The 17,408-nt window shown below is 24.9% G+C and carries 8 protein-coding genes; 1 reads left to right on the top strand and 7 read right to left on the bottom strand.

Annotation, left to right across the window (positions count from 1 at the left end; genetic code table 11):
- Positions 1 to 1,647: 1,647 nt before the first annotated feature.
- Both K0T98_RS01000 and aspS read right to left on the bottom strand, forming a co-directional pair.
- Entirely contained in the window at positions 1,648 to 2,397 is a 750-nt protein-coding gene (locus K0T98_RS01000) for a YebC/PmpR family DNA-binding transcriptional regulator (protein WP_225639555.1), read from the bottom strand.
- Between the two features lie 466 nt (positions 2,398 to 2,863).
- Complete coding sequence (gene aspS, locus K0T98_RS00995; protein WP_225639554.1) at positions 2,864 to 4,627, bottom strand: aspartate--tRNA ligase; 1,764 nt, start codon at positions 4,625 to 4,627, stop codon at positions 2,864 to 2,866.
- 6,923 nt (positions 4,628 to 11,550) lie between these two features.
- Here aspS and tilS point away from each other — a divergent pair.
- Positions 11,551 to 12,891, top strand: a complete 1,341-nt coding sequence (tilS, locus tag K0T98_RS00990) for a tRNA lysidine(34) synthetase TilS (protein ID WP_225639553.1) — start codon at positions 11,551 to 11,553, stop codon at positions 12,889 to 12,891.
- A gap of 341 nt (positions 12,892 to 13,232) precedes the next feature.
- Here tilS and acpP read toward each other — a convergent pair whose 3' ends face one another.
- The 5 genes from acpP to plsX all read right to left on the bottom strand — a co-directional run bounded on the left by acpP (position 13,233) and on the right by plsX (position 17,384).
- A complete protein-coding gene (acpP, locus tag K0T98_RS00985; protein WP_225639552.1) occupies positions 13,233 to 13,469 on the bottom strand; it encodes an acyl carrier protein in 237 nt (78 codons plus the stop codon).
- Between the two features lie 151 nt (positions 13,470 to 13,620).
- Positions 13,621 to 14,355, bottom strand: coding sequence for a 3-oxoacyl-ACP reductase FabG (gene fabG / locus K0T98_RS00980; protein ID WP_225639551.1), 735 nt, complete (start codon positions 14,353 to 14,355; stop codon positions 13,621 to 13,623).
- Positions 14,355 to 15,299, bottom strand: a complete 945-nt coding sequence (gene fabD / locus K0T98_RS00975) for an ACP S-malonyltransferase (protein WP_225639550.1) — start codon at positions 15,297 to 15,299, stop codon at positions 14,355 to 14,357. Before fabD ends, fabG begins: the two co-directional genes overlap by 1 nt.
- A 100-nt stretch (positions 15,300 to 15,399) precedes the next feature.
- The gene (locus K0T98_RS00970; protein WP_225639549.1) at positions 15,400 to 16,350 is read right to left on the bottom strand and encodes a beta-ketoacyl-ACP synthase III; all 951 of its coding nucleotides are present in this window, start codon (positions 16,348 to 16,350) and stop codon (positions 15,400 to 15,402) included.
- The gene (plsX, locus tag K0T98_RS00965) at positions 16,341 to 17,384 is read right to left on the bottom strand and encodes a phosphate acyltransferase PlsX (protein ID WP_225639548.1); all 1,044 of its coding nucleotides are present in this window, start codon (positions 17,382 to 17,384) and stop codon (positions 16,341 to 16,343) included. The genes K0T98_RS00970 and plsX overlap by 10 nt, the downstream gene beginning before the upstream one ends.
- Between the last annotated feature and the right edge of the window lie 24 nt (positions 17,385 to 17,408).

Genomic DNA, 17,408 nt, shown 5'->3' with positions numbered 1-17,408 from the left:
TACTATAAGTCAGAAATACTTGGATTTTTAATCACAAAACATTAAAAGTTTATAAATAAAATAAATACCTTGAAAATATTGGTCTTTATTTTTAATATAATAATATATATTTATCCAAATAATATTTTTGATATACAAATAACTAATTATATATAGATTATTAAAAATATGTAGTGTACTTTTGTTAAAATTACAAAACAATGATATTGTAATCTGATAAAACTAATAGTTCAATCATAAATTTACTATACATTAATAATATGTAGTAAGGTGTATGTCAATTAACATTATTAAATAAACTATAGTAGTGATATAATAATTTTATTATAAATAAAATAATCTTTTAAATATTAAATCTTAGATTATGTGATATCATAAAACTTACTGTGTTTACTATGATATAATCATATCAACTAATATTATTGGGTCTTAGAATATTTAAGACATACATGATACATATATATCATAATATTTATTATGTAAAATACGGTATTATAGACATAATATAGACAAATACATAAGTTTCTTATTTTTCACTATACAGATATAATTTTATATATTACTGAAATTTTCACTAATTAAAAAATAAATCAGTATAAATTTGATTAACTGTATATCTACCAAAAATAATAAATATACTTTATGTAAATAGTTTAATAATATAAAAATATTATATACTGGTAAATAGAACACAGCAAAGATAATAACTGACTACTAAATCATAAATATTGCATCAATAGATAAAGATAGTTTTTTCTTTAAAAGAATACACTATGTGTGTACCAAGATATATCATCTTGCCATAAAAATTTTAAAACATATAAATTATGTATAATTTATATCAAATAAATATAATAATAATATAATTATATAGTATAAATTACATAATAACATTTTATTATATAATAAGAAGGTAAAATCTTCAATAATAAATTAGAGATACCCAATCTTTTAATAAAAATATAGGTTATACTATAATGTTAATATCTATATTAAGGATATAAGATCCTTGTAATAACATTATTTAAAATGTTATTACAGTGTTATACTGATATATATAAAATATACATTTTATTATATAATAAATAGTAATATTTAGAATATAAAATTCAATTTTCTTAAATAACTTTAAATAACATTTAACCTAATCATAATATATAATTATATACAATATAATAAAATTATAATATTATATTAAAATATGTATATCATACTTATATATCTATAAAGTATTTTCACCTCATTAATATACTACAATATATAAAGTTTATACTATATTTTAATACATTTAAGCTAAGTATTTCTTCTTTAAATAATATTGTAATATACTTTTAAAGCCTAAATTTATCAAAGTACAACTTAAAACTATTTTAAGAGAAAGATGTACAAAATGTACTAAGATACCACTAATATAATTTATTATTTAGATATAAAACTATTCAATATCAATATATTAACTAAAATTAATTTACTTATATCAAATAAGAATTATACAAACTATATCTACCTAATAGGTTAATTATTAAAATTAAATATTAATAATCTATAATAAATTCTAAAAGAATAAACTTTATTAACTCAAGATACTATATTGTATTTCCTACAAGAAATAGGAAGAGATATTTTCTAAATAATAGAATAATATTCTCATGCCATAGTATTTATAACTTCTACAGGAACTTTACAATTATGATAAACCGCTTGTACATCATCAGAATCTTCTAAAAGATTTATAAGGTTCATTAACTTAAATGCATTATCTGAATCTATTTTTATTTTTATAAAAGGAATCATAGAAATTTCAGATAATTCGGCAATTAAATTGCTGTTCTTATATAATGTATTTTGTATTATATTTAATATTTTCCATGGGGTAATAACATCTATAGCACCACCATCATAGGTAATTACATCATCCGCACCTGCTTCCAACGCAGTATAAATTAAAGTATCTTCATCTAGTACTTTTGAATAAGAAATAACACCTTTCTTAACAAATAAATAAGACACTGAACCACTAGTAACTAGATGACCTCCTGTTTTAGTAAAAGCGTGGCGCACTTCAGCTGCAGTACGATTACGATTGTCACTTAAGCATTTCACTATGATAGCTGAACCACCAGGACCATATCCTTCATAAAGTGTTGTATCCATATTAATATTATTATCACTACTAATCCCGCGGGCTATTGCACGATTTACAGTATCTCGGGACATATTATTAAATAAAGCCTTATCTATAACTGTACGTAGGCGAGGATTAGCATTAATATCACTACCACCTAATTTAGCGGCAGTTACTAATTCGCGAATAATTTTAGTAAAATTTTTACCACGCTTAAAATCTTGAGCAGCTTTACGATGTTTTGTATTTGCCCATTTACTATGACCTGCCATATGTATCTTCACTTAAACTGTAGAGTATTTTAAGAGATAAAATATATATTTTTATTGGTAATTTACAGTAAACAACTGATCTTATAAAGATATTACGATGTAACACAAGATTCTATTAAATTATTCTTACAGAATTTTACCTATGTCCTGATAATTTTTCAAAAAAATAATATAAATAGGTAGAACTGAATACTCTAGTTAACTAATTATATAAAAGAATTATATCTTTATATAAAATCACTAACCATAGTTTTATAAAAAAGTATTATATAATTTTAATATACAGCAATTTAACTATTATTTACTATACTAAATATAGATTCAAATCTATTGATAATTATATGAGATATTAAACATAATTGATCAAGATCATACTAAAAGATCTACTAAAATATTAAAGTACTTTTATTTATCTACTATTATATAATTTCTTAAGAATCTAATAACGATTAGAGTTGGTATATTATTACTTTTTAGTAACCAAGGAAATAGAAAGTTCTTGTAGTACCTTGTGATTTATAATACTTGGAGCATCTGATAAAAGATCAGACGCAGCAGTTGTTTTAGGAAAAGCGATAACATCACGAATGTTACTAGTGCCAGTTAATAACATAACTAAACGATCTAAACCAAATGCAAAACCCGCATGTGGCGGTGTACCATATTTTAAAGCGTCTAAAAGAAAACCAAACTTATCTAGTTGTGCTTGTTTAGAAATATTAAGAATATCAAACACAGCTTCTTGCATTGCACTATTATTAATGCGAACAGAACCACTGCCCACTTCATAACCATTTACAACCATATCATATGCATCAGCAATAGCACATAATGGATACGCTTGCAACTCAGTTATAGACATATTTAGTGGTGCAGTAAAAGGGTGATGCATTGAATCTAAATTACCTTTATCGTTACTTTTAAATACTGGAAAATTTATAATCCATAACGGAGCTAAGCTCTCTTCATTGATTAATTTTAATTCGTAGCCTAATTTTATACGCAGTGCACCAAAAGCATTAGTAATAATTTTTTTAATATCTGCGCCAAAGAAAAGTATATCTTTATTTTGTGAATTAGTACGTTTAAGTATTAACTCTAAAACGTGATTATTTAAAAATTTAGTAAATGAACCTTGAATACCTTTAATACCTGCATCAAGATCATTAATTTTTATCCATGCCAATCCTTTAGCACCATATATACCCACAAAAGCAATATATGAATCAATAGTCTTACGTGTTAAATAAGCTCCACCAGGAATACGCAATGCAATTACATAACTTTTTAAGTTATTTACTAATCCTGATAAAAATGATAAATCAATATTTTTTACTAGATCAGTAATATCTATAAGCTTAAGAGGATTACGTAAATCTGGCTTATCAGATCCATAATGAAGTATAGCGTCAGAAAAAGTCATTACTGGAAAAGTACCTAACTCAATATCTTTTATACCTCTCCATAAAAAACGAATTAACTCTTCCATTATTTGACGTACTTGTTTTGAACTCATAAAAGAAGTTTCTACATCAATTTGTGTAAATTCAGGTTGACGATCAGAACGTAAGTCTTCATCACGGAAGCACTTTACAATCTGATAATAACGATCAAAACCTGATATCATTAATAGCTGTTTAAACACTTGTGGAGACTGAGGTAATGCGTAAAACTTACCTTTATGTACACGACTGGGTATTAAATAATCACGCGCACCTTCAGGTGTAGCTTTGGTCAACATAGGAGTCTCAATATCAAGAAAATTATTTTCATCCATAAAGCGACGCACAAGAGTGGTAATTTGTGCACGCGTTTTAATATATCTAGCCATCTCGGGACGACGTAGATCAAGATAACGATATTTTAAACGTTTCTCTTCACTATTTTTCTGAGTAAAATCAATTGGTAATGGTTTAGAGCTATTTATAATAGTTAATTTACTACATATTGCTTCTATTTCACCTGTAGACATATTATAATTTTTTTGTCTCTCTGGACGTGCATGAATGATGCAATTAACTTGCACACAGAATTCATTACGAAGTTTTGCTGCTTTCTGAAAAATTTCTTGATACTCTGGAGCGAATAACACCTGTATAATACCTTCGCAATCACGTAAATCAATAAAAATTAAACCACCTAGATCACGTCGACTATTTACCCAACCGCAAAGCATTACTTCCTGTCCTTGATGAGATAAATTTAACTGCCCACAATAATGAGTGCGCATAACTATATATCCTTTAGCTTTTATTATTACATCTAACTAATGCCACGAATAAAATTTAAGCTAAGTAAACATGTGCTGTAAAACTTTCATTAAAATTTCTAAATTTCTTAGAAAATATAATATTTTAATTAAGTATGCTAACTTAGCATATCAATGGACTAATATATAGCCTGTTATATAAAATATACATGGAAATGATAATGTATTCTAAAAGACTAAAATATTGATCCTTATAAACAAGATATCTTCTTATTGTATCTTATTTATTCTCATGCTCTTTATAAAAGTATTTCTTAATAGAAATATAATAAAATTAGTTTAAAGTGAAATTATTATGAGTCATTATTTATATAAAATAGAATATTTATTCTATATAAAATTTTTACCCTTAATTTACATTTATTATGTAATATAAAGTTAAATAATACTAGAGAGATTATAAATAAAATATTCTTTAGAATTTCTTATAAAATAGAGTTTTACTATTAATATAGTGATTTAAATGCAGAATATTAGATTCTTATTTATTATTATAGATCTTTTTTCTTTACTATAATGAATATAGATTAAGAACAAAAAATAAAATAATATGCAAATAAAATTTTAATAGTATAGTATTTATGATTTTTATCATAAACACTATATTCAATATACTATTAACATATCTTAATAAGACTTTATAATAATTACTTCAAAAGTACTATCTTAAATTATATTTTTAAGGTAAAAAGTTATTTTTATATAAGAAGCATTAATTTATATCTAATAAATGAATGACTACTAAATGCACTTATTTTGAACTTATTAATTAATAAATTTATAATTTCTTAACAGAATGATACTAATTTGGGTTAAATAAATCATACCTTTATATATGAGATGTTACTAATAACATATCTAAAGATATACTTAAGGATATTATTATTTATACTAGTCAAAAAACCTCTTCTTTCTCTCTTTAATGGTTGGCATAATGATATTTATATCATTATAAGATATAAGTAGTATATATTATTTTAATCAATATAGTTGATAAGGTATTATTAGTTATATAACTTAACTTTTAATTAAGTTATATAACTTAGAGAATTTTTTTATAAAAAAATCAATAATTCTTCTTTAGTATATAAATATTTTTATATTTATGTTTATTTTCTATAATTATTAAATTAAATATCATTTAAATACATTTTTTATTTTTATAATCTAATCAATTCATTAGATATATCACTATAGTATACTAAAATAAATTTAGATGTATGATTACATCATAATAAAATTATAATCTCTCTTATATAATATACTGAATATTAAGAAGTAAAACTTTTATCTTAATATTGTTAATATCTTGTTATAAAGATATTATGTAAATTAGATTAAATTATTAGTAATATTATTAGAGGATATCTAATTTATATTAACATATACTTATATAAAAGAAGTTATTCTTATAATTCTTACTAACATAAATGTTAATTAGAAAGATAAAATTAAAATTTTAAAAATACCTTACACTATATAGCTTTACTTTATATTATTTTATTTTTATAAATATACAATATATTATTATATAACAATAAATATTATATCGTTCATTAATCTTATTATATCTTCTTGTAAATACCTAGTATATGTATTACTAGTATTCTTATTTAGTAATGGAAAATAAAAATATCTTCAATACTTATTATAAGATATTTTATGTTACATATATAATATAATTAAACTCAATTAATTCAGATATAAATAAATCTTATTTTTTTATCAAATAAAGATAATGTTCTTCATATAATTTCACATACTATATAATTTAGTCTAAATATTTATTAACAATGCAAACCTAGAAAGTTTATTCCAAGTAAAATGAATATTATTTTTAATAGACATTATTATCGCGCAGAGTAAGAATATATTATTAACTATTATGATATAGTCCAGGAAGAATTTTAAAGAAGAAATAATTTTAAATAAATATAAAACTTTTACTAAAATTATATTAATATTCTTACAATAACTACATTTATATTTATAAAGTAAATTATTTTTATGCCAGTTACTTAATATGATATCGCTAAGTGTATATTATATATATTTAAAATATTAGTATAATTAATAAAACCTAGTAAGTAATAAACTTATACTATTTATATAAAAATAAATAAAAATACTTTTTATTAACTATTAAATTATACTTAACCTACATATGATTGCTAATACAAAACCTAATCTGATTTTCTTTTATATTCATAAAAACATAGAGAATCTTTAAGAGATATTTAAAATTATTAAAAAAATTTTTATAAATTTAATAAATAAGGTAGTTAAAGATGTAAATAAATTACTTCTACCTTAATAATATATATATCCTAGTATATTTATATATTATTATTTTTAATAAATTAGTATTTAAATATTTATACCTATAAACTCTTTTCCCTTAATAATATCCACAGTATTTAGGTAAAATATTTTTTAAAAAACTTTTGAAAACTATACTTCATAAAGTTAGAGTCAAGGTATCTTGATGTTACATTTACTACTTATGAAAAGTAAGAATCCTGATAATACAATATTAATACTGCATAATATATTTAATAAAAGCAGACAAGTAAACTGGATTTTTATACTTAATAGGATGAAAAACTATGAAATATCCATTAGAATCTACTTATAAAATAAAATATTTATAATATATAAATATTGATTTTATCCTTTTATTTATAACAAAATAAAAGAAAAATTTTCCTATAAGTCTTATGTAACTCATAGAAAGATCTAAAAATAAAAAGTTGTCCATCAATATCTTTGTACCAGTAGTATTATATTATTAGAATGAATTATATAAATACAAAATATATAGAATCAATATCTTAGGAATAGTAAGAGTTGGGTAAAAATATTTAATATTAATAAAAATTAGAATAAATTTTATAATTTTTTCTAAAAAAAGTTCTTCCAGTTAAGTTACATTAATTTTATCTTATATTTTATTATTTTATCTATAGTGTTTTCTTTAAACAAAAAAAACTAAAAACAAAAGTAAATATAATCTAGTTATTCACCAATCTTCAGATTATAAAACCCCATCTACTGGTTTTTTCTTCTAGTTATAATTCTAAATACCTTACTGGTTAAGATTATTATATTAAGCTAAAATTTATATACTTTTATCTAAAAATCTATTAATGAGTGATGAATTGGTATAATTCAATGGAATTGACTAGTAATTTTATACTGACTATTACTTACTACCTCTATTTTTTATTGTTATTATTAGAAGTAATGAATAAAACATTGACTAGATTATTAATCTAATCATCTGTTAGCAAACAGTAATAACATTATTAGATAATACATTATATATAACGCAATTAGATATTTGTTAAATATTATACTATTTAAGGTATTCCCCAAGTAATACTACAATTCCTATACTAGCTAGAATAAAGTATATGATTAACTGAAATCATGATAATTATCTATTATACTTAATATTATATTTAGTATTAAATTTTAATGATAATTAATATTAATAGTATTCCTCAAGTATTTCGTGGATAGTTATTTAACTTAATATATTAATAAGAATTTTTTATACACTAAAATACTAGAAAAATATCATAAATAATTTAGCTAAAACACTATAATTAATGCGGTATATCTTTTAGTATTAATTTTTTTACTAACTCAAACTAATCAAATTAATGTTCCTTAAATACCCTCTATTTCAAGATAGAATATCTTCCTATAATTTATTTCCAGAATATTTTATAAGTATGTTACTTCAGTAACAAGTAATACTACATACTATTTTCCATCTTTATTAAAAAAATTAATACTTTAATAACTAAACTAAAAAGAAATAATCACTACCTTATGATGATCAGTGTTTTCTTCTTTAATTGTATGTTTTAAAAAGATTTAATAAAACAATAATTATAATAGTAGGTTATTAACCTGCTTTATACCTGTGAACATTCATAGAAGATATATTGCAATTAATATAGTTAATAAAATATTATTTTGGTAATATTTAGAGATGAAAATAGATCTATTATGTTAGATTAAAAATCTAAATAAAATATATTAATAATGTAAATTAATACTAATTTTCAAGATAAACTAAGTACGTATACACCAGAAGTAACAAATTTTCTACAAGAAAGTACTATCTATTAATAACTATTATAGTATTATTTATGATACTTAATAAAGTCATAATATTTATTAATATAAAATATCTAAATATTTGTAATATTCTTTATAAAAGAGTATTATATAGATCATTAATAACTAACTTTAAAAATTAATTACATTATTCTTTTAGTGATATTTACCTAGAAAATAATACCCTAAAAAACTAAATAATAACACTTTTAGATAAAGCATCTAACTTTATAAAGTTATGTATATAACTTAGATTAATAAGGAGAAGAATTAAATAACCTTCTAAAAATGAAATAATTGAAGATAAACAATAAGAATGTGATGTATTATACATAAAATAGAATATCAGGAATTAATTAACTCTATATATTAATAATTAATATAATAATTAATAAAAAATTATTTAAAAAATAATTATATATTAATTATTATTACTTAATATATATCTAAAATATTAATATTTAAAAAATATTAATATTTTATTACAATATAATACAATTTTATTATTATTAAGTAATACTTGATAATCCAAGTATATTAAGACTTTATGATCAAGTAATAAAATATACATATATTTAACACAATAACTTAAAAATTTCTTATATTTTAACCATTGCGACCAAGAATAAGTGATTTTAAAAGTGATTTATTTAATCTAATATTTAAAATAGAGAATAATTCTGTAAATATTTTACTAGACACTATTCAAAGTATATTTCATCTATAATATACTAAATGATAATGAATAATGATAAATTAAATAATAATATATAAGTATTATTATACTGTATAAAAGTAATTAATACAAGTACTCTTTAGTAGTAATATAATTATCTTATAGTTGATATATATAAATAAACAAAATAATAATTCGTTTAAGACTAACCTTTATATTAAGTAAATAATTCTGTAGTTAAAATAATTACTTATTCTATTAAATAAGTAAAACTTATATAATTAAGCTAAAATACATGTAATAAATAATATTAATTAAAATAATGAAGAGATATTAAAAATAAATAAAATAAATTATCTAATTTAATTAGATAAAATATATATGTTCAGTAACATTCATGAAGAAGTATTATATATATTACATCAACTATTTTGTTATATAAAATAGTAATAACAAAGAATATATTAAGATATAATAATTTTATAATTTGTTTTTTCTGACACTACTTTATATATTTGTATTTTATTAATACAAATAGTTGAACTATATTTGTATTTAAAAAAAAATTACTTTAATAAAATTAATAGTTTATTTTTTCTAAAAAAATTACTAAAATATATTCACCTAAATAAAGAATTTTTTTCTAAGGATATTTTAACTATTATTTAATATAATAAAGTAAAATGTTTAAGAGGATCTATTTTAAGTATTATACATAAATGTACTATTATGTATGGTAGATAGATTAAGAGTAAATATTTTAATTTATATAACTATGTTATGTTATGGGTTAAAAACCCTTAATTTAATTGGCGTTAATTAAAGTTATACTTCTATATTCCTAATAATTATAAACATATATACTTTATTATTAAGTAAAAAAAATTATTGTAATTATATTTAAACTATATTACTAACTTAAATCATATAATGATTAATATCATATGTATGAAATACATATTTACTATAACTTAAATGTTTTTTATTATTAAAAGTTAAAGATAAGATGAAATCTTATAATATTTTATTAATAAATTTTATTTTTAAGATTAATTCATGATTGTTCAGTATGTAATTGCCTAATTATAATCTTATACCGTAAGAATGTAAGCATTAACTTTAAGTATATAATTATAATTTTATTATCGTTATAGTCATATAAAATATTTTATTATAACTAACATGAGTTGTTAGTATTTGTCTAATAAAATTAGAAAAATATGTTATTTTAAATTAATAATTTTATTTTAACATAATTAGTTTAAGATTACAATGAAATATATTTATATTATAAGAGTTATTCTTTTTCCTCAAGAACCTTAATTATCTTATATAAGATACTATATAAATATTTATAATATAGATGTATTATAAAAATAATAAACCATTATATATTGTAACTCTTATTAAACTTATTAAAGTCTTTAGATAATTTTATATTAAAAATAAATAATATAGATATTCTAGCGCAAAATTATATAATAATACTTAATTAGAAGTACAATAAAGATAATAAATATAAAAAGAAAAACTAAAATATAAAAATAAATTATTAGTTTTTAGTGGATATTCTTTAAAAATGAAAAAATGCTAGTAGCAATATAACTATAGTAATGCTAGTAGATAGAGATATCATCTAACTTAGCGCTAGAAGTAAAATAAATAATTAATTCTTTTTATATATAATAATTTACATTCAAGTAGTGTCTATAAATAAAATTGATAACGTAAAATATAAAAATTACAAATTAATATTTGTAAAATAGAAAATTTTACTATAAAACTTAAAATTGGTAATAATAAAGATAGAACTTCTATAAAAAATAATACAATACCGCTGAATAAGAATACTCATTATATAATATACTACTATAATCAGTATATATCTAAAATTTAATTTTTTTAATTAAATCTTTTATTTAAAATATATATAAATAATATTATATAGGTACACAAAATTGTACTTCATATTCCTATGATATCCATAATTTTATTTTACTATGCCATCTGCATGATATCTTGATTAAAATAAGACCGTTTAACATTATTTATTAATCCTCTTAGGAGGACTTCTAGTGGAATGAATAGCTCAACTATACATATAAAAATTGCCAATAAAATTCAAGGACGTTCACATATTATGATTGCATTTAGTGGCGGTCTTGATTCTACTGTACTGCTACATTCATTAGTACAGTTGCGTATGCATATTACACCTTATTTGCAATTATACGCAGTACACGTCCATCACGGAATCAGTAGATATGCTGATTTATGGGTTGATCACTGTGAATTAGTATGTCGTAAATTACTAGTAACTTTAAAAATATTACGCGTAAATATTATTTCTAAACATATTGGCATTGAAGCTGCATCTCGCAACGCTCGCTATGGTGCTATTGCCAGTATAATAAGCAGTCAAGAAACATTAGTGACAGCTCAACATCTAGATGATCAATGCGAAACATTTTTACTGGCATTAAAACGTGGCAGTGGTCCCACTGGATTATCTGCTATGGCTAGCCATATGCCTTTTTATAATACCGAACAAATACGTCCACTACTAGATATAAGCCGAGAACAATTAGAGCAATATGCAATGTACTATGATCTAAAATGGGTTGAAGACGATAGTAATAAAGACAAGCGTTTTGATCGCAATTTTCTTCGATTGAAAGTACTTCCTAATCTATGTTATCGTTGGCCACATTTTACTAAAGCTGTTGCTCGAAGCGCTAGTCTATGTGCAGAGCAAGAACAGTTATTAGATGAATTATTACTAAGTTCTCTACAATCACTAATGAGCAAGGATAATTCTCTTAGTATTAATGGATTATTATCAATATCTACAGCTAAAAGATCTGCGCTATTACGTCGTTGGATTGCTCACTTTCAAGTGATGATGCCAACTAGAGAACAACTTCAAAAAATATGGGTAGAGGTTGCTATGGCTAAAAAAGATGCCAATCCGATATTTCAATTAGGCAAAAAGCAGATCCGTCGTTACCGTCAACATCTTTATTTATTACCATTACTATCCTCTTTAAAAGAAAAGATTATATTTTGGCATTCAGGTGTATTTTTACAACTACCTGATGGACTTGGAAATTTACAACTTGATAATCAAAAAAGAGGAATATGTATACGTGCACCAAAGTATAATGAAGTTGTATCGCTTCGTTTTACTGCACGTGGCAAAATACACCTTATTGACCGCCCACGCTCACAAACAATAAAAAAAATATGGCAAGAATACAATATTCCACCATGGAAGAGAGATAGAATTCCTATGATATATTACAATGAAACTCTTATTGCAGCTCTAGGTATTTTTATTACTCAAGATGGGCAAGGTATTAATGGTGAATCATTATGGAATATATACTGGAAAAAAATGTGTACAAATATTTCTAATAAATAAGTAGCAAACTGTTAAATAGTTAATAATAATTTTAAAATCTATTAATTTATTAGATAATAATTAAAATCAGAATGTATTTTAAGATCATTTTATTATATATCCCTTTCAAACTAAATATTATAAATATCTAAAAATACAACTGATCTAATTATATCTCAAGTACAGACATTCATCCCTTAAATAGTAAAATAAAAAGAGATCAATGTCTGTACTATATTATATCCTTTGTACAGGTAATCAGACAAAATTACATAAAAAAATATATCTACATAATTGTGTTATTATACAACCCTAATAATACCAGACATTGTAATTATTTGATTACCCAATTTTTTATATAATTACTGATTAGTAGATTTAATATAGTCAATTGCTGCTTGAACAGTAGTAATCTTTTCTGCTTCTTCATCTGGAATTTCAGTATCAAACTCTTCTTCGAGAGCCATTACCAGTTCAACTGTGTCAAGAGAATCAGCGCCTAGATCGTCAACAAAGTAAGCATCATTCACAACTTCATCTTCCTTAACACCTAACTGTTCAATAATGATTTTCTTAACGCGTTCTTCGATAGTGCTCATGATCTTAAATTTCCTATCAAAAATCGCTTGCGCGATTGTTTTCGTATGTACTGAAAATTGGGTAAGATACACCTTAACTATATAGGATTATCAAACCACAATATTTCATTATTTTACAGTCATTTATTCCACAAAATTTTTTTTATACTTTTTAAATCATATACATACCGCCATTAACATGTACGCTCTCACCGGTAATATAACTAGATTCATCTGAAGCTAAAAATGCAACAGCACTAGCAATTTCTTTTGCATTACCTAAACGATTTATTGGAATCTGCGATAGTATACTGATACGCTGTTCCTTCGTTAATGCGTGTGTCATATCGGTTTCAATAAAACCAGGCACTACGACATTAACAGTAATACCACGAGAAGCAACCTCTCGTGCTAGCGATTTACTAAAGCCAAGTAAACCAGCTTTAGCTGCTGCATAGTTTGATTGTCCTGCATTACCCATAATACCAATAACAGAACCAATAGTAATAATACGGCCGTAACGTTTTTTAATCATATCTCTTAAAACTGCTTTTGATAAATGGAATACAGAAGTTAAATTTGTGTCTAAAATATCATTCCATTCATCCTCTTTCATACGTATTAAAAGGTTATCACGAACAATGCCGGCATTATTAACTAGAATGTCTATTTTACCAAATTTAGAACGAATATCCTTTAAGACTAAATGAATAGACGCTAGATCAGTAACATTTAAATTATATCCTTTACCATTTTCCAGTAAGTAAGTGCTAATATTTGCAGCGCCATGATCACTGGTTGCTGTACCAATAACACATGCACCACGAGATAATAAAATTTCAGCAATAGCTTTACCAATACCCCGGCTAGCACCTGTAACTAATGCAATTTTTCCTTCTAAACTCATTATATTTCTCTTTGTACTTGCGCAAGCGCAAATGATAGTGATGAAGAATCGTTTATTGCTATTGCTGTAGTAGTTGTGATAGTACGCTTAGCTAAGCTAGTTAGAATATTTCCTGGACCAACCTCTAAGATATACTTAACACCTAGACTTGCTATCAATTCTATTGAATCATTCCAGAGAACTGGATTATACATCTGACGAACTAATGCGTTACGAATTTCAGAAGGAGAATAAGATACCTTTACATCTACATTATTAATAACTGCAAACTTTGGTACATTGAATTTTATTTTTTTTAAAGTAATCAATAATTTCTCTGCAGCAGTTTTCATCATAATACAATGAGATGGTACATTTACTGGAAGTCTTATTGCGCGTTTTGCTCCTATAGACATACATAATATACTTGCACGTTCAACAGCATCTCTGTCTCCAGCAATAACAACCTGACTAGGAGAATTAAAATTTACTGGAAAAACCATTTCTTCTGGCATTAACTCTAAGCAAACCTTGATAATTTTTTCTTTATTTAGACCAAGAATTGCAAACATTGCACTGTTTTCTGCAGGAACTGCTTCATTCATTAATTTTCCACGTAACTCAACTAATAGAATAGCCTGTTGGAAATCTAAAACGTTAGCACAAACTAGCGCAGAATATTCACCTAAGCTATGACCAGCAACGATTATAGGTTGTGGTCCATGATGCTGCTGCCATACAGAATAAATAGAGATAGAAGCAGCTAATAGCGCAGGTTGTGTCTTCCATGTTTGATTTAGTTTTTTTGCTGGACCATCCTGTACTAACTTCCAAAGATCATATCCTAATACAATAGAAGCTTCGGAAAAAATATGCTTCACAATAGAAAATTTATTAGCTAAATCGGCCAGCATACCGACAGTCTGAGCACCTTGTCCTGGAAATATCATTGCTACTTTAGGCATGTTTATATTCTTGATATGTTGTATACTAATAAAATATTGAAACTACGTAGATCATGTAACTTTAATTATTTTACCTAATAAATATTAAAAATACTAAAAATTAAAAGCGTAATAAAGCAGCACCCCAAGTAAAACCACCACCAAAAGCTTCAAGAAGAATTAATTGACCACGCTGTATGCGACCATCTCGTACTGCTTCATCTAACGCGCAAGGTACTGAAGCAGCAGAAGTATTACCATGACGATCCAACGTCACCACTACATTATCTAATGTCATACCTAATTTTTTAGTTGTAGCAATAATAATACGTAAATTAGCTTGATGCGGAACTAACCAATCTAAATCACTTAATGTTAAGTCATTAGCATAAAGAGATTCATCCACTATACGAGTTAATTCTTTGACTGCTATTTTAAAGACCTCATTACCAGCCATTGTCAAGTAAGCATGATCTTTTGTACCACGCTGGCAATTTGGTAAAGTTAATAATTCCCCATAGTATCCATCGGCATGAATATGTGTAGATAGAATACCAGCTTTTTTAGAAGCACCTAGCACTACCGCTCCAGCTCCATCACCAAATAAAATTATAGTACTACGATCTTGAGGATCTAACGTACGGCTTAACGTATCAGAACCAATGACCAACGCATATGTGACTGCGCCATTCTTGATATATTGCTCAGCAATACTTAACGCATAAGTAAAACCAGCGCAAGCTGCTGCTACATCAAAAGCCGCACAACCTTTAATTCCCAGCATATGCTGTATTTGGCAAGCAGCACTTGGAAACGCATGAGTGGCAGATGTAGTAGCAACAATGATTAAGTCAATATCATCTTTATCAAGACCAGACATCTCGATTGTATTTTTCGCTGCTTCAAACCCCATCGTTGATACATTTTCATTAAGAGCAGCAATACGGCGTTCACGGATACCAGTACGTGAAATAATCCATTCATTAGAAGTTTTAACCATAAGTTCTAAATCAGCGTTAGTACGTACTTTTACCGGTAAATAGCTACCAGTTCCTAAAATGCTTATATACATGTACGATTATCTATGCCTCTTGAGTATATATCCTCAAGGCGCATAGAAATTCGCTGAGAAATGTGCTTTTGTGCTGCTTGTTTAATAGCGATAGTAAATGCTTTTTGATTAGCTGCGCCGTGGCTTTTAATTACTACACCATTTAATCCTATCAAACATGCTCCATTATAATAATCAGGGTTAAAGAGTCCTAAACGATTTATAATTATTTCTTGAAGCCAGTACCTATATAACATTAACCACCAAGATTTCTTATCCTTATCTATCGGTGATGTTAGAAGAGATAAAAACATACGCACTACCCCTTCCATTGTTTTTAATGTAATATTACCCACAAAACCATCACAAACCAAAACATCTGTTTTGCCGGTTAACAAATCATTTCCCTCTAGATATCCGATATAGTTAATTGTTGGTTTACTTTTAAGTACGGCGGCTGCTTCACGAATATTATCTAAACCCTTATAATCCTCTTCACCAATATTTAGAAGAGCAACACGTGGCATTGTAATACCAAACACTTCTTCTGCTATTATCGAACCCATCACAGCAAACTGAACTAACATAGAGCTACTACTTGTAACATTAGCACCTAAATCTAAGAATATTGTTTTACCTTTTTTCTGATTAGGCAACACCGTCATTAAAGCTGGACGTTCAATACCTTTTAAAGTTTTAAGAATCATTTTTGCTAACCCCATTAAAACTCCGGTATTTCCAGCACTAACAACAGCTTCAGCTGCACCACTGTGAACTAATTCTAGAGCAATACGCATCGATGTTCCTTGACTAGCACGGATAGCTATTGAAGGCTTGATGTCGTTTAGAATAACGTATTCTGCAGGAATTACGCGCAAACGTTTTTGAAGTAACCTATCTGCTTTTATAAGATAAGGTGCAATAGCATCGGGCTGTCCAACAATAAGAAGACGTAGAGATGAAATCGATGCCAGTGCCTGCAATGCAGCAGGAACTGTTATACATGGACCAAAATCCCCACTCATAGCATCTAACGCTAGTGTTAGGCTAGTCAAATTATCTCCTTGTAAGTAACTAGA

The organism is Candidatus Profftia sp. (ex Adelges kitamiensis) (assembly GCF_020342455.1).
GTDB lineage: Bacteria > Pseudomonadota > Gammaproteobacteria > Enterobacterales > Enterobacteriaceae > Profftia.
The sequence above is the reverse complement of the archived record's forward strand: the minus strand, read 5'-3'. Positions and strand labels throughout refer to the sequence as shown.

Excerpts from the sequence above, each read along its gene's own strand:
- K0T98_RS01000 (WP_225639555.1), bottom strand. The coding sequence starts at position 2,397 with ATGGCAGGTCATAGTAAATGGGCAAATACAAAACATCGTAAAGCTGCT.
- aspS (WP_225639554.1), bottom strand. The coding sequence starts at position 4,627 with ATGCGCACTCATTATTGTGGGCAGTTAAATTTATCTCATCAAGGACAG.
- tilS (WP_225639553.1), top strand. The coding sequence starts at position 11,551 with ATGAATAGCTCAACTATACATATAAAAATTGCCAATAAAATTCAAGGA.
- acpP (WP_225639552.1), bottom strand. The coding sequence starts at position 13,469 with ATGAGCACTATCGAAGAACGCGTTAAGAAAATCATTATTGAACAGTTA.
- fabG (WP_225639551.1), bottom strand. The coding sequence starts at position 14,355 with ATGAGTTTAGAAGGAAAAATTGCATTAGTTACAGGTGCTAGCCGGGGT.
- fabD (WP_225639550.1), bottom strand. The coding sequence starts at position 15,299 with ATGCCTAAAGTAGCAATGATATTTCCAGGACAAGGTGCTCAGACTGTC.
- K0T98_RS00970 (WP_225639549.1), bottom strand. The coding sequence starts at position 16,350 with ATGTATATAAGCATTTTAGGAACTGGTAGCTATTTACCGGTAAAAGTA.